The sequence below is a fragment of the Bradyrhizobium sp. HKCCYLS3077 genome (assembly GCF_051167555.1).
GTDB lineage: Bacteria > Pseudomonadota > Alphaproteobacteria > Rhizobiales > Xanthobacteraceae > Bradyrhizobium.
Genome location: NZ_JBNPTH010000006.1, coordinates 161144 through 185779 on the forward strand (window position 1 = coordinate 161144; position 24636 = coordinate 185779).

Annotated in this window: 20 protein-coding genes; 10 read left to right on the top strand and 10 right to left on the bottom strand. The window is 65.6% G+C overall.

Features of this window, described 5'->3' with window-relative positions:
- Positions 1–12: 12 nt before the first annotated feature.
- The 4 genes from ACQR0Z_RS24185 to hpaH are packed head-to-tail and all read right to left on the bottom strand — an operon-like array spanning position 13 to position 3669.
- Positions 13–882, bottom strand: a complete 870-nt coding sequence (locus ACQR0Z_RS24185) for a fumarylacetoacetate hydrolase family protein (RefSeq protein ID WP_434920304.1) — start codon at positions 880–882, stop codon at positions 13–15.
- 12 nt (positions 883–894) lie between these two features.
- The gene (gene hpaE, locus ACQR0Z_RS24190) at positions 895–2433 is read right to left on the bottom strand and encodes a 5-carboxymethyl-2-hydroxymuconate semialdehyde dehydrogenase (RefSeq protein WP_434920305.1); all 1539 of its coding nucleotides are present in this window, start codon (positions 2431–2433) and stop codon (positions 895–897) included.
- Positions 2434–2448: 15 nt separating this feature from the next.
- Positions 2449–2841, bottom strand: a complete 393-nt coding sequence (locus tag ACQR0Z_RS24195; RefSeq protein ID WP_434920306.1) for a 5-carboxymethyl-2-hydroxymuconate Delta-isomerase — start codon at positions 2839–2841, stop codon at positions 2449–2451.
- A gap of 21 nt (positions 2842–2862) precedes the next feature.
- Positions 2863–3669, bottom strand: a complete 807-nt coding sequence (hpaH, locus tag ACQR0Z_RS24200; RefSeq protein ID WP_434858351.1) for a 2-oxo-hept-4-ene-1,7-dioate hydratase — start codon at positions 3667–3669, stop codon at positions 2863–2865.
- Positions 3670–3799: 130 nt separating this feature from the next.
- On the opposite strand from hpaH, the gene hpaR reads away from it, so the two are divergent.
- The 4 genes from hpaR to ACQR0Z_RS24220 all read left to right on the top strand — a co-directional run bounded on the left by hpaR (position 3800) and on the right by ACQR0Z_RS24220 (position 8096).
- On the top strand, positions 3800–4315 hold the full coding sequence (hpaR, locus tag ACQR0Z_RS24205) for a homoprotocatechuate degradation operon regulator HpaR (protein WP_434920307.1): 516 nt from the start codon (positions 3800–3802) through the stop codon (positions 4313–4315).
- Between the two features lie 168 nt (positions 4316–4483).
- Positions 4484–5569 carry a malate/lactate/ureidoglycolate dehydrogenase gene (locus tag ACQR0Z_RS24210; RefSeq protein WP_434875339.1) on the top strand — a complete coding sequence of 362 codons (1086 nt, stop codon included), beginning with the start codon at positions 4484–4486 and terminating at the stop codon, positions 5567–5569.
- A gap of 130 nt (positions 5570–5699) precedes the next feature.
- On the top strand, positions 5700–6479 hold the full coding sequence (locus ACQR0Z_RS24215) for an HpcH/HpaI aldolase family protein (protein WP_434858354.1): 780 nt from the start codon (positions 5700–5702) through the stop codon (positions 6477–6479).
- Between the two features lie 93 nt (positions 6480–6572).
- Positions 6573–8096 carry a UxaA family hydrolase gene (locus ACQR0Z_RS24220; RefSeq protein ID WP_434858355.1) on the top strand — a complete coding sequence of 508 codons (1524 nt, stop codon included), beginning with the start codon at positions 6573–6575 and terminating at the stop codon, positions 8094–8096.
- Between the two features lie 217 nt (positions 8097–8313).
- On the opposite strand, the gene ACQR0Z_RS24225 is transcribed toward ACQR0Z_RS24220, so the two are convergent.
- A complete protein-coding gene (locus tag ACQR0Z_RS24225) occupies positions 8314–8511 on the bottom strand; it encodes a hypothetical protein (RefSeq protein WP_006613836.1) in 198 nt (65 codons plus the stop codon).
- A gap of 435 nt (positions 8512–8946) precedes the next feature.
- Here ACQR0Z_RS24225 and ACQR0Z_RS24230 point away from each other — a divergent pair, with 435 nt between their 5' ends.
- From ACQR0Z_RS24230 to ACQR0Z_RS24255, 6 genes are all read left to right on the top strand, one after another.
- Positions 8947–12261, top strand: coding sequence for a DUF2126 domain-containing protein (locus tag ACQR0Z_RS24230; RefSeq protein ID WP_434920308.1), 3315 nt, complete (start codon positions 8947–8949; stop codon positions 12259–12261).
- A gap of 31 nt (positions 12262–12292) precedes the next feature.
- A complete protein-coding gene (locus ACQR0Z_RS24235) occupies positions 12293–14830 on the top strand; it encodes a circularly permuted type 2 ATP-grasp protein (RefSeq protein WP_434858357.1) in 2538 nt (845 codons plus the stop codon).
- Complete coding sequence (locus ACQR0Z_RS24240) at positions 14827–15705, top strand: transglutaminase family protein (protein ID WP_434920309.1); 879 nt, start codon at positions 14827–14829, stop codon at positions 15703–15705. The genes ACQR0Z_RS24235 and ACQR0Z_RS24240 overlap by 4 nt, the downstream gene beginning before the upstream one ends.
- Positions 15706–15807: 102 nt before the next feature.
- Entirely contained in the window at positions 15808–16188 is a 381-nt protein-coding gene (locus ACQR0Z_RS24245; RefSeq protein ID WP_434858359.1) for a hypothetical protein, read from the top strand.
- Positions 16189–16622: 434 nt separating this feature from the next.
- Positions 16623–17045 carry a hypothetical protein gene (locus ACQR0Z_RS24250; RefSeq protein WP_434920310.1) on the top strand — a complete coding sequence of 141 codons (423 nt, stop codon included), beginning with the start codon at positions 16623–16625 and terminating at the stop codon, positions 17043–17045.
- 138 nt (positions 17046–17183) lie between these two features.
- Entirely contained in the window at positions 17184–17726 is a 543-nt protein-coding gene (locus ACQR0Z_RS24255) for a DUF2867 domain-containing protein (protein ID WP_434920311.1), read from the top strand.
- 45 nt (positions 17727–17771) lie between these two features.
- Here ACQR0Z_RS24255 and ACQR0Z_RS24260 read toward each other — a convergent pair whose 3' ends face one another.
- From ACQR0Z_RS24260 to ACQR0Z_RS24280, 5 genes are all read right to left on the bottom strand, one after another.
- On the bottom strand, positions 17772–18665 hold the full coding sequence (locus ACQR0Z_RS24260; RefSeq protein WP_434920535.1) for an SMP-30/gluconolactonase/LRE family protein: 894 nt from the start codon (positions 18663–18665) through the stop codon (positions 17772–17774).
- Positions 18666–18951: 286 nt separating this feature from the next.
- Positions 18952–20991 carry a PQQ-dependent sugar dehydrogenase gene (locus ACQR0Z_RS24265; RefSeq protein ID WP_434920312.1) on the bottom strand — a complete coding sequence of 680 codons (2040 nt, stop codon included), beginning with the start codon at positions 20989–20991 and terminating at the stop codon, positions 18952–18954.
- Between the two features lie 14 nt (positions 20992–21005).
- Positions 21006–22289 (bottom strand): sodium:proton antiporter NhaD, encoded by a 1284-nt coding sequence (gene nhaD, locus ACQR0Z_RS24270; protein WP_434920313.1) that lies wholly within the window; start codon positions 22287–22289, stop codon positions 21006–21008.
- 108 nt (positions 22290–22397) lie between these two features.
- The gene (locus ACQR0Z_RS24275; RefSeq protein WP_434920314.1) at positions 22398–23921 is read right to left on the bottom strand and encodes a cryptochrome/photolyase family protein; all 1524 of its coding nucleotides are present in this window, start codon (positions 23919–23921) and stop codon (positions 22398–22400) included.
- A gap of 10 nt (positions 23922–23931) precedes the next feature.
- Complete coding sequence (locus tag ACQR0Z_RS24280) at positions 23932–24522, bottom strand: RNA polymerase sigma factor (RefSeq protein ID WP_434875350.1); 591 nt, start codon at positions 24520–24522, stop codon at positions 23932–23934.
- Positions 24523–24636 lie beyond the last annotated feature (114 nt).

Genomic DNA, 24636 nt, shown 5'->3' on the forward strand with positions numbered 1-24636 from the left:
CTTCCGTCTTGATCAGTTTTCGTCGACGACGCCGTTGCGCAAAGCGCCGACGCCTTCGACTTCGATTTCGATGACATCGCCGGGCTTGAGATAGCGCGGCGGATCGAACCGCGCACCGGCGCCGGTCGGCGTCCCCGTCACGATCACGTCACCCGGAACGAGCGTCGTGAAGGTGGAGATATAGTTGATGAGGTAGCGGAAGCCGAAGATCAGCCGCGACGTGCGATCGTCCTGCCGCAGCTCGCCGTTGACGCGGGTGGTCAGCCGGACATCGGCGATCTGGCTCTCGCTGGTGTAGGGCACGATCCAGGGCCCGAGGCTGCCGGTGGAGTCGAAATTCTTGCCCTGCGTGACGTTGAACTTGGCGTGTCGCACCCAGTCGCGGATCGTGCCTTCGTTACACAGCGTCAGCGCGGCAATGTGATCCAGCGCCTGGGCCTCCGGGATGTGCCGGCCAGCCTTGCCGATGACCAGCACCAGCTCGCCTTCGTAGTCGAGCTGCGGCGAGGCGCGCGGGCGCACCAATGGCGTCTCATGGCCGACGAAGGAACGCGGCGTCCGCATGAACATCGACGGATACTTCGGCGCGTCCTGGCCGTCCTTGTACTCGGCGTTGCGGTCGGGATAGTTGACGCCGATGCAGATGATCTTCTCGGGCGAGGGGATCGGCGGCAGCCAGGTGATCGCATCGAGGCCGTGATCCGGCGACAGGCCGGCGGCGGTCTCGATCAGTCGGGGAAGGGCGCCCGCCGCGATGACTTCGCGCAAGGTCGGATAGTCCTTCGCAAAGCGCGCGGAGAGATCGACGAGACCCTTGTCGGTCACGAGCCCATAGCGGACTGAGCCGTCGACGGCATAGGTGGCGAGGCGAGGGGAGGTCATGGGCATTGCTCCTCAGACGCCGAGCCGCTGGATCTTGTGGGTGCCGCGGGCCAGCGAAACGTGCTTGGTCTCCATGTAGAAGTCGAACGAATAGTCGCCACCGTCACGGCCGATGCCCGACGCCTTCATGCCGCCGAACGGCGTCGGCAGATGGCGGACGTTCTCCGAGTTCAGCCAGATCATGCCGGCCTCCAATGCGTCGGCGACGCGCAGCGCGCGGCCCATGTCACCCGTCCAGACGTAGCCGGTGAGGCCATACTGCACGTCATTGGCGATCGCGACCGCGTCGGCTTCGTCGCGGAACGGGATCACGGTGAGGAAGGGACCGAACACCTCTTCCTGCGCGACGCGCATCGTCTGGCTCGCGCTTGTGACCAGCGTCGGCTCGACATAATGTCCGCCGCCCGGACCATCGAACCGCTTGCCGCCGACGGCGATGGTCGCGCCGTCCTGCCGCGCGATCTCGGCATAGGAGCAGACCTTGGCGAGATGCCGCTCGTGGATCAGCGGCCCGATCTCCGTCGCGGGATCGAGCGGATGACCCACTTTCAGCGCGCGCACGCGCGCGGCGAGCTTGGCCGTGAAGGTCTCCGCGATGCTCTGCTGCACCAGCAGCCGGCTCGACGACGTGCAGCGCTCGCCGTTGAGCGAGTAGATCATGAACACGACCGCATCGAGCGCGCGGTCGAGATCGGCATCGTCGAACACGATCACCGGGTTCTTGCCGCCGAGCTCGAAGTGCACGCGCTTCAGGGTCGGCGCGCCCTGCGCCATGATCGCAGATCCCGTCGAGCTCTCGCCGACGAAGCCGATCGCCTTGATGGCGGGATGCTCGGTCAATGCCTTGCCGGCCTCCTCGCCGAAGCCATGCACCGTGTTGAGCACGCCGTCGGGAATGCCGGCGTCCTTGGCGAGCTTCGCCAGCCGTTGCGCGGTGATCGGCGACCACTCCGCCGGCTTGTGCACAACCGTGCAGCCGGCCGCGAGCGCAGGCGCGATCTTCCAGGTCGACAGCATGAAGGGCGTGTTCCACGGCGTGATCACGCCGACCGGGCCGATCGGCACCCGGGTCGAGATGTTCCAATGCTCCTCGCTCGGCGTGCTCAGGCCGTCGCGCGCCTCGGTACATTTGTCGGCGAAGAAGCGGAAATTCTCGGCGGCGCGGATCGCGGCCTTGGCCATGAAGCGATAGGCCTGCCCGGTGTCGATGCATTCGATTACGGCGATGTCGTCGGCGTTGTCCTCAATGGCGTCGGCGACCCGGTGCAGCAGCTTGCGCCGCATCGCCGGCGCCATGTCGCGCCAGGACTTGAAGGCGAGCGCCGCCGAGGTCGCTGCGCGGTCGATGTCCTCGGCATTGCCCCGTGCCACGGTGGCGAGCACGGCATTGTCGATCGGCGACTTCGTCTCGAACGTCGCGCCCGAGATCGCCGGCACCACCTTGCCGTCGATGAAATGGCCGATGCCTTCGTCCTTCAGCTTCGCGAGCAGGGGCGCGGCGCGGTCGAGATTGGCCTTGTAGATGTCGGCTTTGGGGCTGGCCTTATCCATGGGATGCCTCCGCTTTCAGGGCATTTTGGCTTTCAGGGCGTCGTGGATGTTGTTGCGCTTCCAGCTGGTCGCGGCGTCGTTGATTTGCATGTCGAAGGACAGCGCGAATTTGCTGTTGGCAAACACCGGATCGAGATGCGCCGATAGCGCCTTGAAGACATGTTCGCCTGCCTTCTGCCGCGCCGGAAGGTCGCGGCCTTCGCCGAGTCGCAACAGCATGGCGAGAAAACCGTAGTCGAGCTTGCCATCGGCAATCGCGTAGTGTTCGCAGCGGATGGCGCGGACGCGGATGCCGCCGATCGGGAAGATCCCGGTCTCGCTCGCGGCCTTGCGGACCACTTCGCAGACCGCGGCCATGTCGACACGCGCGTCGAGATTGGCGGAATATTCGATGCTGAAATGCGGCATGGTGCGGTCGCTCCAAGAACCTCAGGCGAAATAACAGCTCACCGTCCCATAGGGACCATAGTCGGCCTGGATGGTATCGCCCTTGCGCGCCTCGATCGGCCTGATGAACGAGCCTGCGAGAACGACCTGCCCGGGCTCGAGGGCCAGCCCTTGCGCCGCGATCTTGTTGGCGAGCCAGGCCACGGCCGTTGCCGGATTGTTCAGGACGCCCGCAGCGAGGCCGGTCTCTTCGAGCTGGCCGTTCTTGGTGCAGAGCGCGCCAACCCAGCGCAGATCGGTGTCGAGGGGGCGCAGCGGACGGCCACCGAGCACGATGCCCGCATTGGCTGCGTTGTCGGCAATCGTGTCGAAGATCTTGCGCGTGGCCTTGGTCTCGGGATCGACGCGTTCGATCCGGGTGTCCAAGATCTCCAGCGCGGGCACGACGAAGTCGGTCGCGTTGAGCACGTCGAACAGCGTGCAGTCCGGTCCCGCCAGGCGCTTCTTCATGATGAAGGCGAGCTCGGCTTCGATCCGCGTCGCGATGAACCGGTCGGACGGCACGAGACCGCCATCGGCAAAGAACATGTCGTCGAGCAGCACGCCCGAATCCGGCTCGTCGATGTTGAGCGCGCTCTGCATCGCCTTCGACGTCAGCCCGATCTTGTGGCCCTTGATGACACGCCCGGCAGACACTTTGATGGCGACCCATGCCTGCTGGATCGCATAGGCGTCCGCGATGCTGATATCGGGGAATTCCTGGGACAGCTGGCGGATCTGGCGGCGGCTTTGCTCGGCCTCGTTCAGGCGCAGGGCGCAGCTTTGAATCTGGTCAGGCGTCAGCGGCATGAGAGCGATCTCTCGGAAAACAGGTGGCGGCAGATGATTAACATGTTAAGTTTTCGGCGGCAAACCGAATTGGCATATGTTGCACTGCAAATATCGAGGCGACGATTCGTCGCCTCGCTGGGGTGATGAGATGAGCGAGACCAGGGCCAAGGTTGCGAGGTCTGCGACGAAGCGCGCGCGCAAGGTCCCGATGCGCGATTTCTCCCAGTCGCTGCCGATGGCGTTGTTGCGCGCACGCGAGGCCGTGATGCGGCAGTTCAGGCCAAGCTTGCGCCAGCATGGACTGACGGAGCAGCAATGGCGCATTCTGCGCGCGCTGGCAGCGGTCGACGCCATCGAGGTGACCGAGCTGGCGCGTGTCGCTTTCCTGCTTGGGCCGAGCCTGTCACGCATTCTGCGCGATCTCGAGGCTCGCGGCCTGATCGCGCGCGAGGTTGACTCCCGCGACATGCGCAGGGGAGTTCTGTCGATCTCCGCGAAGGGCTTGAAGTTGATCGCGCAGGTCGCGCCCTCGTCGGAGGCGATCTATGCATCGATCGCTGAGCGCTACGGCGCGCGCAAGCTTGCCGCATTGCACAAAATGCTGGGCGAGCTCGAGCAGAGCATGGGTGACGAATTCGCGGCGGATGAGCACGCTGAGGACTGATATGAGCCGGATAAAGCGGGAATCGTCGACGCTCTTGTCAGGCTGGTACTTGGCAGGCTCTGAGCCGGTTTGATAAGAAGCGATGCAGTCGAGCGGAGATGGCGTGCGTCGCAGGCATGGCAATCCATGCTAACTCTGTCTGCGTGCTGATCGAACCCGCGAGTTGACATGGTCACAATCAAGGTTGCTCATCTCATCGACTTCGTCGCCGACATCTTCGAGCGCGCCGACTCGTCGGCGGAAGAGGCGCGACGGATCGCCACCTACCTGACCACCGCGAACCTGACCGGGCATGACAGCCATGGTGTCATTCGGGTCCCCGTCTACATCCGCTGGAAGAAGATGGGATCGATCGTGCCGAACCAGACGGCCGAGATTGTGGTCGATACGCCGTCCCTGGTGGTGGTGGATGGCAAATTCGGCTACGGTCAGACGGTGACGCCGCAGGCGGTGAGGATCGGTATCGAGCGCTGCAAGACAAGCGGCCTGGCCGCGCTGGCGCTGCGCAATTCCGGCCATCTCGGCCGCGTCGGCGACTGGGCCGAAATGGCCGCCGCCGAAGGGCTGGTCTCGATCCATTTCGTCACTGCCGCAGGCTCGCTGCTGGTCGCCCCCTTCGGTGGCGTGGAGAAGCGATTCTCGACCGCCCCTTACTGCGTCGGCATTCCGCGTGACGGGCAGGATCCGATCGTGCTCGATTTTGCGACCTCGGTCGTCGCCGAAGGCAAGGTGCTGGTGGCGAGCCGCGGCGGCAAGAAGCTGCCGAAGGGCGCGCTGATCGATTCCAACGGGACCCTCAGTGAGGATCCGGCCGTGCTGTATGGTCCCTATGAGGCGGAGGGGACGCGCGATCATACCAAGGGAACAGGCGCGATCCGCGCGTTCGGCGAGCACAAGGGCTCGGGCCTTGCGTTCATCTGCGAACTGCTCGGCGGCGCCCTGACCGGTACCGGCGCGACCTCGGCCAATCGGCGCTTCGCCAACGGCATGCTCGCGATCTACATCGATCCGAAGGTGGTCGATCCCGCCAATTTCTTCGACAGCGAGGTCACCCGCTACACCGATTTCATCCGCGCGACCAAGCCCGTCGCGGGGGTCGATCAGGTTCTGGTGCCCGGTGACACCGAGCGCAAGACGCGGGCTGAACGCACCGCCAACGGCGTGCCCTTGCCCGATGACACCTGGGCGGCGATAGTGAATACGGCACGCGAGGTGGGCGTCAGCGAGGCGAGCATCCAGCGCGCCACATCGTGACGCGGTGGCGGCCAGCGAAATCAAGCCATCCGAAGCCGCACGGGCTTCACTGACCGCAGCGTGCTGCGGGCGCAACCGAAACGTCGAACAAGTCAAATCGATTTGAACAACCAGGGAAGGAAATCCGGTCGTGGCGAACAACAAGGTCAAGCAGCTCTGGGCCGAAGGCAAAGCGGTGGTGAATGCCTGGCTCGCGATCCCCTCGGGGTTTTCCGCGGAGGTCGTGGCGCAGTGCGGCTTCGACAGCGTCACCGTGGACATGCAGCACGGTGTGCAGGACTATCTGTCGATGGTGCAATGTTTCCAGGCGATGCATGCTCATCCGGTCACGCCGATGGTGCGCGTGCCGTGGAATGAGCCCGGCATCATCGGCAAGGTGCTCGATGGCGGCGCGTATGGCGTCATCTGCCCGATGGTCAACACACCTCAGGAAGCCCGCAATCTCGTCTCCTACTCGAAGTACCCGCCGAAGGGTGTCCGCTCCAACGGCCCGATCCGCTCCGGCATGTACGGCGGTGCCGGCGAGTACCAGAAGACGGCCAATGACGAAATCGTGCTGCTGCCGATGATGGAGACGAAGACGGCGGTCGAGAACATGGAGGCCATCCTCGACGTCGAGGGCATCGACGGCGTGTATATCGGACCGTCCGATCTCGGCTTCTCCTACGGCCTCGTGCCGAAGCTCGATCGCGACGAGCCGGAGATCCTCAAGATCTACGAGAAGATCGTCAAGGAGTGCGGCAAGCGCGGGCTGAACCCAGGCATCCATTGCAGCGGCGCCGAGGGCGCGGCGCGCGCGATCAACATGGGCTTCAAGCTGGTCACGCTGTCGAACGAGGTCGGTCTGATGCAGGTCTATGCCCGTCAGCAGGTCTTGCAGACGCGCAAGGACTCCGGCGGCAAGGCCTGAGGGCGAATTGCTGATGGCGAATAGCGAGTAGGGGTGCCTCTACTCGCTCTGCGCTGTTTCCACGACCGATGAGTTCCAACGAGAGAGACTGCCATGGCTCCCGCTCCCGTCATCCGTCTTCATCCCGAGGACAGCGTTCTGATCGCGCGCGCGAGCCTGCCGCCCGGGCTGGCCGTAGCCGATGGCGTCGTGACGGTCGATCGTATCCCGGCGGGACACAAGGTCGCGGTGCGTCCCATCGCGCAGGGCGAGCCGATCCGCCGTTACGGCCAGATCATCGGCTTCGCCACTTCGCCGATCGCGCCGGGGCAGCACGTTCATACACAGAACTGCGGCATGGGCGATTTCGCCAAGGACTACGCCTATGGCGTCGACGTCAAGCCGACGCCGAATTTCGATCTGCCGGCGACGTTCGAAGGCATCCGCCGCCCCGATGGGCGCGTCGCGACCCGCAACTATATCGGCATCCTGACATCGGTGAATTGCAGCGCCCATGTCGCGGGCCTGGTCGCCGACGTCTTCAAGAGGAATCCGTTCACGGGCGATGATCCGCTCGCCGACTATCCCCATGTCGATGGTGTGGTGGCGCTGACGCACAAGACGGGCTGCGGCATGACGATGGATGAGCCGCTGAAACTGTTGCGGCGAACGCTCGGCGGCTACGCGCGGCACGCGAACTTCTCCGCGGTGATCGTGCTGGGGCTGGGCTGCGAGGCCAATCAGATCGGCGGGCTGATGGAAGAGCAGAAACTCGCCGGCCGGTTGCGCGCGATGGACATCCAGGAGGTCGGCGGCACCCGCAAGACCGTGGAGGCCGGCATCGCCTTCGTGAAGGAGGCGCTGACCGACGCCAACAAGGTGAAGCGCGAGACGGTTCCCGCGAGCGAATTGACGGTCGCGCTCCAGTGTGGCGGCTCCGACGGCTACTCCGGAATCTCCGCCAACCCCGCGCTTGGTGCCGCTAGCGATCTGCTGGTGCGACATGGTGGCACGGTCATCCTGTCGGAGACGCCGGAGACCTACGGCGCCGAGCATCTGCTGACGCGCCGCGCCGTGAGCCGCGATGTCGGCGAGAAACTGGTGTCGCTGATGCGCTGGTGGGAAGAGTATACAGCGCGCGAAGGCGCGGAAATGAATGCCAATCCGAGCCCTGGCAACAAGGCGGGGGGCTTGACCACCATCCTGGAGAAGTCGCTCGGCGCGATGGCCAAAGCCGGCAGCACCAATCTGGTGGATGTGCTGCATTATGCCGAAGCCGTGACCAAGAAGGGCTTCGTGTTCATGGACACGCCCGGCTACGATCCGGTCGCGGCGACGGGGCAGGTGGCCGGCGGAGCCAATCTCGTCTGCTTCACCACCGGACGTGGCAGTGTGTTCGGCTGCAAGCCGGCACCGTCGATCAAGCTGGCGACGAATACGCCGATGTACAAGCGGATGGAAGACGACATGGACGTCAACTGTGGCACCATCCTCGACGGCGAGGAGACGGTGCAGGAGTGCGGCCAGCGGATCTTCGAATTGATGCTGAAAACCGCGTCCGGGCAGCCGACCAAGAGCGAAAGCTTCGATTTCGGCGGCGCTGAGTTCGCGCCCTGGGTGCTCGGTGCGACGATGTAGCTCGGGCTTTCGAGCTCTTCGCTGGCTTCTTGGCCGGTTTCTCGGCTGCCTCGCGAGCGGATTGCCGGATGTTTCCGTGCCGGCATCTGATCGCAGCTGGGATCACGTCGTAGCTGAGACTGGATCGCAACTGAGATCAGATGACAGGCTGGTAGCGCCGCCTCGGTACACCGACTTGGGCTGGCCGCGCTGACGCGCGACAGCGGCGCCGAACAAATTACCGCTGGTGGCCGAGGCCAATGCCCAGCGCCAGGGCCTTCTGGCGCAGCGAGCCTTCAGTCCGCTTCATCGCCTTGGCGATCTTGGCAACCGGGGTCTTGGACTTCGAGTGCTGCTTCAGCAGCTTGATGTCGGCGGCGGTATACGGCTTGCGCGCCAACTTCTTGGTAGCTGCCTTCTTAGCTGTCTTGGCCAACGTGATTCTCCTTTTGGCAATGGGGGTCCTAAATAGCACGTGTAGTCGAGCTATCAAGTGATTGCGGCGAATGCAACGCTATTAGTTCTTGTTAGTTCAACTTTCGGGGTTAATCCCTGCTATTGCAGAGTGGTCAATCTTCCGTGACCGTATCGGCCTCTCCCTGTGGACAACTCCGAGGGGACACGGTGAAACGGGTTGTTTGTTCTTCTCCCGTTCTTGTTAGGACGCCTGAGTTGGTCACGGTCCCGCCGCAAAAGCCACCGGTGCGTGCAGTCCGAACACCTGATCGGGGCGCGATGAGACCGAAGGACGGCCGAATTGTCATCTTTCGAGCCCAGGACGGTTCATTAGGCAGCTCTGCCCGTTGTTAGTGCTTGATCCCTGAGCACGGCAATGTTCTGCTCAAAAAAGTTGCTGGAGCGCTGAACCCACGTGTCAATCTACGTCGCATTACATCACGTCACCCATTATAAGTATGATCGTCCGGTCGGATTGGGCCCGCAGACCATCCGTCTGCGTCCGGCTCCCCATACCAGGACGCCGGTGCTGAGCTATTCGCTCAAGGTCACGCCATCGAACCATTTCGTGAACTGGCAGCAGGACCCGCAGGGCAACTGGCTCGCGCGCTATGTTTTTCCGGAGAAGGTGAACGAACTGAAAATCGAGGTCGATTTCACGGCGCAGATGACCGTGATCAATCCGTTCGATTTCTTCGTCGAGCCTTATGCCGACAGCTTTCCGTTCGCCTATCCCGACGGATTGAAAGCGGAACTCGCGCCCTATCTGGAGACGATCGAGCCCGGACCAAAGTTCGCGGAATACTTGAAGTCGCTGCCGCGCGAAGCCGACAACACGGTCAACTATCTCGTCGACCTCAATGCGCAGTTGCAGAAAAAGATTCGCTATATCATCCGGATGGAGCCCGGCGTTCAAACGCCGGAGGAGACGCTGGCCTCGGCGGCGGGCTCCTGTCGCGACTCCGCATGGCTGCTGATTCAGACGATGCGGCATCTCGGTCTCGCCGCGCGCTTCGTCTCGGGCTATTTGATCCAGCTGCGTCCTGATATCGATCCGATCGAAGGGCCGGTCGAGGTCGAGAATGACTTCACCGATCTGCATGCCTGGGCGGAGGTCTATCTGCCCGGTGCCGGGTGGATCGGATTCGATGTGACCTCGGGCATGCTTGCGGGCGAGGGACATATTCCCGTCGCCGCGACCCCGCATTATCGCTCGGCCGCGCCGATCTCGGGCAGCGCCGGAATTGCCGAGGTCGACTTCGCCTTCGAGATGAATGTGAAGCGTATTCGCGAAGCGCCGCGGATCACGCGGCCTTTTTCGGATGAGTCCTGGCAGAAGCTCGATCAGCTCGGCGAGGCCGTCGACGCCGATCTCGCCGTTCACGACGTGCGGCTGACGATGGGCGGCGAGCCGACCTTCGTGTCGATCGACGACATGGAGTCCGCGGAGTGGAATACGGCGGCGGTCGGTCCGGCCAAGCGCGGGCTTGCCGACAGCCTGATCCGGCGCCTGCGGTCGCGGTTCGCGCCCGGTGGCCTGCTGCATTACGGCCAGGGCAAATGGTACCCCGGCGAAAGCCTGCCGCGCTGGGCGTTCGGACTGTATTGGCGCAAGGACGGCGAGCCGATCTGGCGCAATCCCGATCTGATCGCGAGCATCGACGCCCCGCGCATGGCCACGATCGCGGATGCGGAGCGCTTCCTCGATACGACGGCGGAGACGCTCGGCCTCGAGCCGGACTATGTGCTGCCGGCGTATGAGGACCCCGCGCATTGGTTGCAAAAGGAAGCCGCGCTGCCGGAGAACGTCGATGCGCTCGACTCCAAGCTCGACGATCCGGAAGAGCGCGCGCGGATGGCGCGCGTCTTCGACGAGGGGCTGCACATTCCGCGCGGCTTCGTGCTGCCGATCCAGCGCTGGAATGCCCAGCCGTCGCGCTGGCGCAGCGAACGTTGGGGCCTGCGGCGCAAGCGGCTGTTCCTGATTCCGGGCGACTCGCCGCTCGGCCTGAGGCTGCCGATCAACTCGCTGCTGTACATTCCGCCAGAAGACTTCCCGTATATTCACGAGCAGGATCCGATGGAGGCGCGCGGGCCATTGCCCGCTTATGCGCAAGGACGTCCTGTGATCGTGCCGCAGGTGCCGCCGCTGAAGGCGCTCGACCGGCCGCCACAACAACAGCAGGACGTTCAGTACCAGTATTGGGGCGGTCTCGGCGTGCGCACCGCGATGTCGGTCGAGATCCGCGACGGCATTCTCTGCGTCTTCATGCCGCCGGTGGAGACCATCGAGGATTATCTGGAGCTGATCGCGACCGTCGAAGCGACGGCCGAGGCGATGCAGATCAAGGTTCATGTCGAGGGCTATGCGCCGCCATTCGATCCGCGCATCGACGTCATCAAGGTGACGCCCGATCCCGGCGTCATCGAGGTCAACATCCAGCCGGCGCAGAGCTGGCGCGAGGCGGTGGACATCACCTTCGGGCTCTATGAGGACGCCGCCAAGACGCGGCTCGGCGCCAACCGTTTCCTGATCGACGGCCGCCACACCGGCACCGGTGGCGGCAATCACGTCGTGGTCGGCGGCTCGTCGCCGCCGGATTCGCCGTTCCTGCGCCGTCCCGATCTGTTGAAGAGCCTCGTGCTGTATTGGCAACGGCATCCAGCACTGTCTTATCTGTTCTCCGGCATGTTCATCGGGCCGACCAGCCAGGCGCCGCGTATCGACGAGGCGCGGCATGACAGTCTCTATGAGTTGGAGATCGCTCTCGCCAATGTGCCGCCGGCCGGGCAGGGCGTGCCGTTGTGGCTGGTCGATCGGCTGTTCAGGCATCTCCTGGTCGATATCACCGGCAACACCCATCGCTCTGAGATCTGCATCGACAAGCTGTACTCGCCGGAAGGCCCGACGGGCCGCCTCGGTCTCGTCGAATTCCGCGCGCTCGAAATGCCGCCGGATCCGCGCATGTCGCTGGCGCAGCAACTGCTCATCCGTGCCCTGATCGCCAAGCTGTGGCGCGAGCCGCAGGAAGGCAATTTCGTGCGCTGGGGCACGGCGCTGCACGACCGCTTCATGCTGCCTCACTTCATCTGGGAGGATTTTCTTGATGTGCTGGATGAGCTGCGGTCGTCCGGCTACGACTTCTCGCCGGAATGGTATCAAGCGCAGCTCGAGTTCCGTTTTCCGACCTTCGGCCGCGTGCAGCATGGCGGCGTGACCTTGGAGCTGCGGCAGGCGCTCGAGCCGTGGCACGTGCTGGGCGAGGAGGGGGCCGCGGGCGGCACCGTTCGCTACGTGGATTCCTCGGTCGAACGGCTTCAAGTGAAAGCTGAAAGCTTCATCGAGGGCCGGCACCTCGTCACCTGCAATGGTAGGAGAATGCCGATGACATCGACCGGCCGCTCGGCGGAGGCCGTCGCCGCCGTCCGCTTCAAGGCGTGGCAGCCGGCCTCCGGCCTGCATCCGACCATTCCGGTGCATTCGCCGCTGACCTTCGACCTGATCGACACCTGGAATGGCCGCTCGCTCGGCGGCTGCGTCTATCACGTGGCCCATCCCGGCGGCCGCAACTACGACACCAAGCCGATCAACTCCTACGAGGCGGAGGCGCGGCGGCTCGCCCGATTCCAGGATCACGGCCACACTCCCGGACGAATCGCGCTGCCGCCGGAAGAACGCACAAATGAATTCCCGATGACCCTCGACTTGCGCAGGCCGCTCCGGCATTGATTGAGCCCTAGTTTGTGCGGAGGAGCAGGGCATGGACGGCCCGAGCGGCCAGGACCAGGGAGCGACCCCCGCCGCCGGCCGGCCGGCGGCGCGTCCTCCGCTGCGCCGCGCGACGCAATGGTCTCGCGACTACGCCCGGCTGCCCGGCATTCCCGATGAGTTCATCGGTGCCGACGGCCAGCCGCGCCCGGTGTGGACGCGTTTTGCGGATACGTTCGCCGCGCTCGCACCGACCGACATCGACCGCCGCTTCGCCTCGGCTGACCGGCATCTGCGCGAGGCCGGCGTCACCTATCGCTCGCCCGGCGACAATGCCGAGCGCTCCTGGCCGCTGAGCCATCTGCCGCTGCTGATCGACGAGGCCGAGTGGGCGCAATTGTCCCAGGGTATCGTGCAGCGCGCCGAACTGTTCGAGCGCGTGCTGCGGGATATCTATGGCGAGGGACGCCTGATCGCGAGCGGCGCACTGCCGGCGGCGGCCGTCGCCGGCTCCAGCGAATATCTGCGGCCCGTCTGTGGCATCAAGCCGCCGGGCGGCCGCTTCCTCAGCATCTACGCCGCCGACATCGGCCGTGGTCCTGACGGGCGCTGGTGGGTGCTGAACGATCGCACGCAGGCGCCGTCGGGCATGGGCTATGCGCTGGAAAACCGTCTCGTGCTGTCGCGCGCGTTCTCCTCGATCTACAAGTCTATGAATGCCGAGCGGCTCGCACCGTTCTTCGAGACCTTCCGCGACGCGCTGCGCGCCGGCGCCGATCGCGACGAGCCGCGCATCGGCGTGCTGACGCCGGGCACCTTCAGCGAAACCTATTTCGAGCACGCGACGCTGGCGCGTTATCTCGGCTTCCTGCTGGTGGAGGGCGACGACCTCGCCGTCAGCGGCGATCGCGTCCACATCCGCACCGTCGCCGGGCTCAAGCGCGTCGACGTGCTGCTGCGCCGGCTCGATTCCAACTCGCTCGATCCGCTCGAGCTCGATGCCGCCTCGCGCCTCGGCGTCGCCGGGCTGATGGACGTCGTTCGCAAGGGCGGCGTCGTGCTCGCCAACATGCCGGGATCGGGCGTGCTCGAAGCGCGCGCGCTGCTCGGCTTCCTGCCGAGCCTGTCGCGGCGCGTGCTCGGTGAGGACCTCAAGATCCCGCATATCGCGACCTGGTGGTGCGGGCAGAAATCGGCGCGCGACGAGGTGTTGGATCGGCTCGAGGACTTCGCCATCGAGGGCGCCTATGGCCGCGCCGTGCCGGGCTTTGCGAGCAGCGGCCCGGTGCTGCCGAGCGAGCTCTCGGCGGCCGAGCGCGATCGCTTGCGCGCGGCCATCAAGCAGCGCGGCATCGACTATGTCGGCCAGGAGGTGGTGCGGCTGTCGACGACGCCGGTGTGGGAAGGCGGGCGGATCGCGCCACGGCCGTTCGTGCTGCGCGTGTTCGCGGCCGTGACGCCGGACGGCGGCTGGACCGTGATGCCCGGCGGCTTCTGCCGCATTGCCGACAAGCTCGATGCGCGCGCCATCTCGATGGGCGACGGCGCGCGCGCCGCCGACGTCTGGGTGGTCGGCGACAAGGCGGTCGCCGCGCGCACCCTGCTGCCGGGGTCGGACAATGTCCGCATCCGCCGCATCGCCGGCGTGCTGCCGAGCCGCGCGGCGGACAATCTGTTCTGGCTCGGCCGCTATCTCGAACGCGCGGAGGCGACGTTGCGGCTGATCCGCGTGCTCGGCGCGCAGCACCGCGATCCCGGCAGGGACGCGCCGGCGCAGCTCAACACGGCCGAGCGCATCCAGCGCCTGCTGCTCGCCTGGGGCGCGATCTCGCAGACGTCGCGGACCAGGGGATCGCAGGTCGCGGCCGAAGCGCTGCAGGCGGAGGCCCAGTTCGGCTCGGCCTTGTCGCTGCTCAGATCCGCTCAACGCACCGCGACATCGCTGCGCGAGCGGCTGTCGCCCGACGCCTGGCAGGTGATCACCGAGATGCCGAGCCGTCTGGCGCAGGACGCGGAGGACGAGGACGCCGTCGTCAGCACGGCCGAACTGATCCTCGAGAAGCTTGCGAGCTTTGCCGGCCTCGCCCAGGAGAACATGAATCGCGCCGCCGGCTGGCGCTTCCTCGATATCGGGCGCCGCGCCGAGCGCGCCATCAACACCGCGCGGTTTGCGCGGCAGTTCGGCTATGACGAGGCGACGCCGGAGGATCTCGACGTCCTGCTGACCCTGGTCGATTGCCAGATCACCTACCGGTCGCGCTACCTGATCGGTCCGTCGCTGGCGCCGATCCGCGATCTCGTGGTGCTCGACCTCTATAATCCGCGCTCGGTCGCCTTCCAGATCGAGACCTTGAACGAGCACATTGCGGGCCTGCCGGTGCTCAAGGAGAATGGCCTGATCGAGCGGCCGCAGCGGCTTGCGGTCTCGCTGGTCGCGCGGCTCACGGCGGCGGAGGCGGCGCATCTCGACGGCCGCACGCTGTTCGCGCTGGAGCAGGACCTGCTCAGTCTGGCGGAGGCGATCGGACAGCATTACTTCCCGCACGGCCCCAATGCGACCCGGCCGGAAAAGCTCACGGGCCTCGCGTGATCTACGACATCCGTCATGTCACGACCTACGAATATGAGAGCGCGGTGAGCTTCGCGCGCTGCTCGCTGCGGCTGGAGCCCGCGAGCGGCGATGGCCAGGAACTGATCTCGCACAGCGTCGACATCCGGCCGCGCCCCTCGGAGCGCACCGCGCGGCGTGACTTCTTCGGCACGCTGACTGAGAGCATCGTCATCGATACCCAGCACCGCCATCTGCGCATCGACTCGCGCTCGCGGGTGAGACTGGCGCGCAACGCCCCGGAGCGCGATGCGCCGAGTGCCGCCTGGGAGCACGTCCGCGACGATGCCTTCGAGGCGACCAGCCTCGGGCCGGCGTCGCCGATCGGCTACGTCTTTGCCAGCGCATTGGTGCCGGTGCTTGCGCCGGTGACCGACTATGCGGCGGCGAGCTTTCCGGCCGGCACCGGCATCGTCGCGGGCGCCGCCGACCTGATGCGGCGCATCCGCAAGGAGTTCAAATACGACCCGAAGGCGACGGTGATCTCGACGCCGCTGCGCGAGGTGTTCGACAATCGTCACGGTGTCTGCCAGGACTTCGCGCATGTCATGATCGCGGGCCTGCGTGGCCTCGGCCTGCCGGCCGCCTATGTCAGCGGCTATCTCCGGACGATTCCGCCCGAGGGCCAGCCGCGGCTGCAGGGCGCGGATGCGACGCATGCCTGGGTATCGCTGTGGTGTGGCGAGGCGCTCGGCTGGATCGGCTTCGATCCGACCAACGATCTCGTCGTCGGCAACGATCACATCATCCTCGGCATGGGCCGCGACTTCTCGGATGTCTCTCCGATCGACGGCATCATTGTCGGCTCGCCGAAACAGAAGCTCGGCGTTGCGGTCGACGTCGTGCTGGTCGAGTAAGGCGGTTCCCGGCCGGGGAACCCGCGGAACATTTTTCCTGCATCGCACTTGATCCGCCCGAGGGGCCCGAATGGGGGCTGGTTGACCCTTTCGAGCGATGGAGTGATCGATATGAAGCGTGTTGCAATCCTCATTGGCCTCGTCGGCGCCTGCGTCGCCGGCTCCGCCTCCGCCCAGCCGAGCGCGAATCTCACCGGCACCTACCGATGCATCCAGATGTGCCGCGACGGCATGATCGGGGCGCCGGCCTTCGTGACCCAGAACGGCGATGCCGTGAACATGACCACCGAGACCGGCGAATCGCTGCAGGCCTGGCCGGACTGGAATGCGCCGAACAGCCGGCTCTGGATCGATGCGCGTGACGAAAGCGCGGTGTATTCGCCGGACGGCATGCGCATCCAGTTCGACGACGGCCGCGTCTGGCAGCGCGATTTGCCTCCGCCGGTTTTCGTCGGCCGTGCGCCGGTGGTGTACGGGCGGTAGGTACTTCGCGCCGACTCCCACGCCGTCGTCATCGTCTGCACGCATAAGCGGATGACGTCGTGCACGTGAGGGTCGAGCAGTTTGCGCCATCATCGGTGTCGTCCCGGCGAACGCCGGGACCCATAACCACCGTCGTCTGTTGTGGGGTGTGCTGGCAACTGCGAATGTGCCTCCCACCGTGGCCTGTGGGTATCGGTCCCGGATCGGCGCCGCACCAACGCAGTCGCGTTGGCGCAGCTTGTCCGGGACGACAGCGAATTTGTTGAGCTGCCATTCAACGACAACATTAGCTGCACAAGCCGCGGCGCGCAGAATGCTCGCCTGCGCGGGCGTGACGGTTGAGTATGAGGCAGCGTTCTCGCGACATGATCTGTCCGAGTCATGATGTGTCGTTCGACCCTCCAATAACGAGAGGGCGCAGGGAATGCCGGGCGATGGCCTCACCCATGGCCCGCCTGCGAAAAAAAAGCAGGCGGCAGGTACCACAGGTGCAGCCGGATCGACCCGGCATTCCCTGCGCGATGGCTTTACGGCTTATACGTGGTCTCCCTGGTGCGCCGGGCTTTTGGGCCACCATCCCCGGCGCGATCGCATTGCGCCAGGTTGACACCAGCATCGGGGTGTCAGGACATCACGACTTCACCGTGCGCATCATGCTGTTCGTCCGCGCGACTGATCACGCTGCAGCATCACACGCCCACCGCTCCCCAGGCTCCACGTTCGTGACGATCGCGATCCGCCCCTCTCACGAGCCCGGGATAGCCGCAAACATCGGCCTGATTTGCCCGACGACACAAGGGATGCGGCGTGCGGCAAACTGGCACGACGGGCAGTTTGAACATTGCGCCGCTGCATGATGGGCATAGCCGGGCGGCTTAACTCGTGGGGAATTCCCGGATGAGAGGCGTCAAATCGCCATAGGCGATACGATGGGCTTGTGCATGAAGCACGGGATTGCTTGGATCGAGACACCGGCCGCCGACGCAGGACGCCAGATGAGATCCGGACAATCTTCTGCCGCGATGCGCGAGACGTCGCTTCCTGCGACATCGCTCATCGATCGCGCGCTGCTGTTGCGCAGTGACTACCGTGAGTCGATCGCGATCGAACTCAGCCGCGCTGACCTGTCGACCATCGACGCATTCTTCGCCATCTTCGGCGACCGCCCCCGCTGGATGAAGACCATTCTCATCCTTCGCAACGCGCTCGCAGCGCCATTCGGTCTGGAGGTCTCGCGTCATCGCGACATCCTGTCGGTCGAGCGGAAGCCCGCTTATGCGGTCGGCGACAGCCTGCTCGGCTGGACCATCTTCGTTCACACGCCCGCCGAACTCATCGTCGGGCGCGACAACGCGCATCTCGATTTCCGCGTGTCCATTCTGCGCGAGGACGCCAGGGAACAGCCGCGCGCCGTGATTTCGACGATTTGCGATGCCCACAACATGTTCGGCGTCGCCTATCTGAAAGCGGTCCTGCCGTTTCACAAACGCGGCTTTCGGTGGCTGATCGCGCGGGCGAGGTCCTCCGGGCGACTCTGACGGCTGGCAATGACAGCCTCTGTCAGTCCTTGCCGGACGCAGATCTCAACACGCTCGTCGCTGCAGACAATGCTCGCGGCCTTCGACATCGGTCCGAAATGACTCGATGAAGCCGCCCTGGCGCTGCGTTACATACACGGTCTTGCCGTCGCTGCCGCCGAAGGCGAGGTTGGTCGGCTCCTTGGCTTTTAGCGCGACCTCGCGGATCGTGCGGCCGTCGGGCGCGAGGACGGCGATGCTGCCCTTCAGGATGTGCGCGACGAACAGCCGGCCGCTGGTATCGGTGCGCAGGCCGTCGATCGTGTTCGGCTCGAACTTCGCGATCAGCTTCGGACGAGTGAGCGCGTCACCTTCGATCGCATAGGACCAGATCTCGCCGCTGTTGGACTCGCCGACGTAGAGTGTGCGGCCGTCGGGGCTGAGGTCGATGCCGTTCGTCGTGCCCATCGCGCGCGGCGCGATCAGCGCAGCGCCTTGCATCGTTCCGTCTGGGCTCCTTGCGATCCGCCAGATCCGGCCGCTGCGCGCCTTGAAGGCCGGGTCGCTCGCATAGATGGTGCCGTCGCGGGCCAGCGTGATGTCGTTGGGCTGGCTCATCTCGTCGGCGTGGAAGACGATCTGCGGCTCGGTCGTGCCGGGGGCGATGGCGAAGATGTTGTGGCGCTTGTAGTCGGCGATGAACATCGTGCCGGCGGCATCGATGCGGATCGCATTGCCGATGCTGCCGTCGGGCAGTTCGGTGAACTTCTCTGATGCGGTGGCTTCCGGCGCGAGCTTGCCGATGGTGCCCGGCTTGCCGAGATTGACGACGTAGAGATTGCCCTGGGGATCGACTGCGGGGCCTTCGATGCCGAAGGTGTATTCGCCTGACGGTGTGAGCTGGGTGCTTTCGAATAGTTTGGGTGAGGCGAGGGCGGGGACGGTTGTCAGCAAGAGCAAAGCAGTAGCTACACGCGAGATGGGTAGGGTGGGCAAAGGCGCGAGGCGATCCTGCTGGCGTCCAGGGGCGATCTTGTGCGCGCCGTGCCCACCATAACTTGCGACGGTGCCCGCGGCCGGTGGGCACGCATCGCCTGCGGCGATCGCTTTGCCCACCCTACGAGAGCCGTGCTCATTACGGGCGGCGGAGCCCGCGGCCACCCCCACCCCCGACCCCTCCCCGCAAGGGGGAGGGGAGCGCAGCGGGCGCGCGGGCACGACTGGATTCAACTCGTTCAGAGCTTGGTCAGAGCGGCACCAGGAATTGCTGTTGGATGTAATAGCCATTGTCGTCCGTGCAGGTGCCGTTGAGATAGGGATCGGCGGGCCGGAAGAAACGGCTGAAGCCGGGCTTATTGACGGCAGACTTTTCCGTCACCACGACGACCTTGCCGAACGGGATGTCGCCGCATTCGCGGCCGTCCCGGGCGAAGAACTTGCGATGCGGCGGGCCGCCGGCCTTCACGCGCATCCGGGTCCCTGGAACCATGCGCGCGACGAGGTCGTCGGTCACATCAAGCAGCTTGGCATAGCCTGGTTCCGTCTTGATGAGGTTGGCGCCCGGCGGCATCTGCCGTTCGGCGCCGAGGCCGCGCAAGCGCTGGCGGAGGCGGCCGGCGTCAGGATCGCCCGGAGTGATCCAGCCGTCCTGGGCCAGCATGAAGCGCAGCACGGCGCTGTCCTTGTCGCGCTCGGATTGGCCGGGCTTCAGGCCGAACTCCGCATGGCAGGCGCTGCAATGTGTCTCGATCAGAGTCTTGCGCACGGTCGTCAGGCGCTGTCGGCTGGCGGGATCATCCATGACGAAGGCGGTGAGCCGGTCGATCAGTTGACTGCTCCTGGTGTCGCAGGGCAGCGGCTCCGGCGCTGCCTCACCGGTGCGGTCGATGCGGATCACGCTCTGGTTCTTGTCCTCGACCAGCCAGATCGCGCCGTCATCGGCGACGGTCATGCCGACCGGCGCGCCCTGCGGGCGAATGCCGTTGACGCGATGCCAGCCGGAGATGATCTCGTCGAACGACGCCGCGGGCGCGGGACCCGCCGCGGTCTGAAACGCGCGGGTCGGCTCGGCGGCGCAACTGACGTGATAGCGCACCGGTGCTTGGCTCACCTTCGGGAAGCCGCGCTCGTCGACCTCATAGGCGAGCAGGCGGCTGCCGGTGGGACGATAGCCGTGCAGGCCGACCAGCAGCTTGCCCTTGAGGTCGTCGAAGCGATCGCCGGTGTAGTAGAGCATGCCGAGCGGCGCGCCATGCGGCGGCAGCAGCGACCAGGGCTGCTTGTAGAGCGCGGTCGTCTTGCAGAAATCCTTGAGGGCGCCCGACTGCAGCGCCTGCTTGAACTCCGGGCTGGGCGTGGCGAGATCGTAGCAATAGGGCCAGCCATAGTGGCGGCCTTGCTCGATGGCATTGATTTCCTCATTGGGCGCGAAGACGTCCTGCAGATCGCGCGCGTTCTCGCCCTGCAGGAAGGCGGTGCCGGGATCGGGAAAGCGTGGATGCAGCGCGAGCGCCATCGAGTTGCGCAGGCCGCGCGCGAACACCTCGTGAGGGGGATCGGAGGCGCCTGATGTCAGGGCTGGAAAGACGCCGCCCGTGGGCGGCGTGAACAGCCAGATCGCAGCGAGCGGCGAAGCGCCTTCGGCGGCCGCGCAACGGCCCGGCGCCGACGACAGGCAGTTGTCGCTGTGCGAGCCGACATTGACGAACAGGCGGCCGGTGCGGTCGAAGGCGAAGGCCTTCAGCGGATGCGCGCTCTCGGTGATCCTGACGCCGTCAGGCAGGGTGAGCTTGCGGCCGGGAAGATTGCGGATGATCGTTTCGATGCTGGCCTTCGGATCGGGGGCGAGCGGGTCGAAGCGGAAGATCGATGTGTCGGTCGATGCGTAGATCCTGCCCTCGGGACCAACAACGAGGCCGAACGGATAGGACAGCCGCGTGATTGCCTCGCGGAGACGCTGGCCGGCGGGCGCTGTGGGATCGAGGATCAGCAGGCGGCCGTCCTCATGGCCCCAGCCGCCCATGTCGGCGATTACGAACAACGGCTTGCCCGGGATCTGCACGATGCTGCGGGGAAATCGCAGGCCATCGTCGCGGCTGGCGACGAGGCCGGCGCAGAAACCGGCCTTCATGTCGATCTGCAGACGCGGGAAGGCGAGGGGAGCATCGCCGCAGCTTGCGGCGCCAAGCGCATAGCCGCTCCGGATCGTCGCGTCGTCGGCGTGGCCGGGAGCTGCGCCCATCAGCAGGGCCGTGACAACTGCAAGAAGGTGCCGCGACCGTCGCATGGGCGCTGATCCGCTCAATGCATCAGATTGTGTTGCACGATGTAGGCGACAGCGCCGGCAAAATAGCCGAGCAGCGCGAGCAGGCTGATGCGGCGCACGTACCAGAAGAAATGGATGTTCTCGAGCCCCATCGCGGCGACGCCCGCGGCCGAGCCGATGATCAGGATCGAGCCGCCGGTGCCGGCGCAATAGGCGACGAACTCCCACAGGAAGCTGTCCGGCGGATATTGGCTCAGGCTGTACATGCCCATGGAGGCCGCCACCAGCGGCACGTTGTCGATGACGGCGCTGGCGAGCCCGAGCACGATCACGATCAGGTCGAGCCGGCCGACGGTGCGGTCGAGCCATTGCGCCAGCGCCTGCAGGATGTGGGTATGCTCGAGCGCTGCGACCGCCAGCAGGATGCCGATGAAGAACACGATCGACGGCATGTCGATGCGGGTCAGCGCATGCACCAGCGTCAGGCGCTGCTTCTGCTCGGACGCCTTCTGGCGGTGAATGATCTCGCCGACCGTCCAGAGCAGGCCGAGGCCGAACAGGATGCCCATGAACGGCGGCAGGTGGGTCACGGCCTTGAACAAGGGGACGGCGACCAGGATGCCGAGGCCCATGAAGAACATGAGGTTGCGCTCGAACGGCAGGATCGGGCTGATCGAGGCAAGGCCGGCGCTCGCCGGCGGCACCAGCTGCTTGCCGCGCAGGCTGAAGCTGACGGCGGCGAGCGGCACCAGAAGATTCAGGAACGAGGCGATGAACACCGATTTCATGATCGCGAGCGGCGTGATCTGGCCGCCGATCCACAGCATCGTCGTGGTGACGTCGCCGATCGCCGACCACGCGCCGCCGGCATTGGCGGCGATCACGATGATGGCGGCAAAGACCAGCCGGTCCTCGTCGCGGCCGGACAGCTTCTTCATCAGCGACACCATCACGATCGCGGTCGTGAGATTGTCGAGCATGGCGCTGAGGAAGAAGGTGACGAAGCCGACCAGCCAGACCAGCGTGACCTGGTTGCGGGTGCCGATCAGCGAGGTCACGACCTCGAAGCCGTTATGAGCATCGATGACCTCGACGATGGTCATGGCGCCGATCAGGAAGAAGATGATCTGGGCCGTCGAGGCCACGGATTCGTTGAGCTCGCCGGCCACCGCGGCCGGCGTCGGTCCCATCACCGCATAGATCGTCCACATCAGCCCGGCGCCGACCAATGCGGTCGCGGCCTTGTTGATCCGGAACGGGTGCTCCAGCGCCACCACGGCATAGGCGAGCGCGAACACGGCGACGATGGCGGCGGTCATGGGCGGGGCATTCCGGGCTTAAGATCGGCGGGCGGGAAGGAACTGCCCAAGATATGACCGATCGGCCGGCTGCCAGCAAGCCGTGAGCGTCGTTCAGGTGGGGAGGGATCAGACCATCTCGGCGGTGATCGCGTCGGCCTGGCTGCGGATGGCGCGGATCTCGGCGGCGCTGCGGCGCTCGAGATTGACGTACTGGTTGCGCATCCGGCCGTTATTGGCGAAGCGCCGGCGGTGCTTGGCGAGGAAGCTCCAATACAGCGTCGTGAACGGGCAGGCCTTGTCGCCGGTCGCCTGCTTCGGGTCGTAGCGGCAGTGGCGGCAATGGTCGCTCATGCGGTCGATGTAGTGGCCCGACGCCGCATAGGGCTTGGTGCCGACCACGCCGCCATCGCCATGCTGGCTCATGCCGAGCGTGTTGGGCAGCGACACCCAGTCGATCGCGTCGTGGAACATCGACATGTGCCAGAGATGCACGTCGTAGGGCTTTACCCCGAGCAGCATCGCGAACAGGCCGAGCACCATCAGCCGCTCGATGTGATGCGCATAGGCGTGGTCGATGGTGTGGCCGATCGCCTGCGACAGGCAGCGCATCTCGGTCTCCCCGGTCCAGTAGAAGCGCGGCATCGGCAGGTTGGCGTCGAGCGCGTTCTCATCGGCATAGTCAGGCATGCGCTGCCAATAGATGCCGCGCACGAATTCGCGCCAGCCGATGATCTGGCGCACGAAGCCTTCGAGCGCGTTCAGCGGCGCGTTGCGGTTGGCGAGCGCGGCGTCGACCACCTCGCGCGGATTGAGCATGTGCAGGTTCAGCGCGCCCGACAGCCGCGAGTGATACAGGAACGGCTCGTCGGTGAGCATCGCATCCTGATAGGTGCCGAACAGCGACAGCCGCCAGGCGACGAAATCCGACAGCTCGGTCAGCGCGTCGACGCGCGACACCGGCAGGTCGAAGCGCTCGAGCTTGCCGGGGCTGTTGGAGAAGCGTTTTGCAACCAGCTTGATGACGTCCTGCGTGATCTCGTCCGGCGTGTAGGAGCGGGGCACCGGGATCGGAGGCCGCGACTTGCCAAAGCCCTTGCGGTTCTCGGCGTCGAAATTCCAGCTGCCGCCGACCGGCCGGCCGCTGTCGTCGATCAGGATCCCGGTCTTGCGCCGCATCGCGCGGTAGAACGTCTCCATGATCGGCCGCGGATGGCGCTCGGTGAAGGCGTCGAACTCGTCGGCCGTGCACAGGAAGTGGCGGTCGCGGCGGATGTCGACCTGCGGCAGCTTGCGCAACTTCTCTCGCACGCGAAAATCGCCGGGCTCGAGCACGATCGTGGCCGCCGGCCGCAGCGCCGCCTGGTGGCGGGCGATCTCGCTGTCGAGCGCGCCGGTGTTGGCGGGGTCGTCGAGCCGGACATAGTGGCCGCGGCGGCCGCGGCCGGCGAGATCGGAATGGAAGTGGCGCATCGCCGCGAAGAAGTAGGCGATCCGCATCTTGTGTTGCGGCACGTAGATCGCCTCGTCGGCGACCTCCATCTGCAGCACCACGTCCTGCTCAGGATCGAAGCCGTCGAACGCGGCCGAATCCGCATCGAGCTGGTCCCCCAGCACGACGACGAGATGTCTGACGGCCTGTGTCTTGGTCATCGGATCCAGATCATGCAGCCACGGCGTGGGCGTGTCCGAGGCAGTCCTTGCGCACGGCCGCCAGGCTGCGATGCAGCCATGTCTTGATGGTGCCGACGGGTACGCCGAACCGCTCCGACAGCCGCGTGCGGCTTTCGCCCTCGAGATAGGCCAGCGCGAGCAGTTGCCGGCGGTCCTCCGGCAGCCGCTCAAGCGCTTCGCGAGCGATCGGTTCCGCCTGCGCATAGTCGAACTCGTCGGCGGCGGCCCCGTCGGCCGGATCAGGGATCGTCAGCGCCTCGTCGAGCTCCGAGGTCGGCAAGCCGGTGGTGCGCAACGCATCGATCGCCGTGTTGCGCATGATGGTGCACATCCAGGTGATGGGCGACGCGCGCGACGGATCGAAGCTCGCGGCGTGGCGCCAGATCTTCAGGTAGCCGTCCTGCAGGATGTCGTCGAGGTCGGCCGAGGAGGGCAGCAGGGCACGCACGGTCTTGCGCATCTTCACGATCGTGGCAGCGTGGAGCTCGGCGAAGGCCTGCTGGTCGTGACGGCCGGCGCGGGCCAGCAGGTGGCTGAGATGCGCGACGTAACTGTTCGGCTTCGCGCTCGTTGACCGCATCATTCTCCTCCATGCGCTTCCTGTTCGGAAACGGCGCAGGATCAGGCGCGGATCACTGCAAGCTTGCGGTCGTCGCCGTCGCGAGGCAAGTGGCGATTCGTCCAGACGATCGAG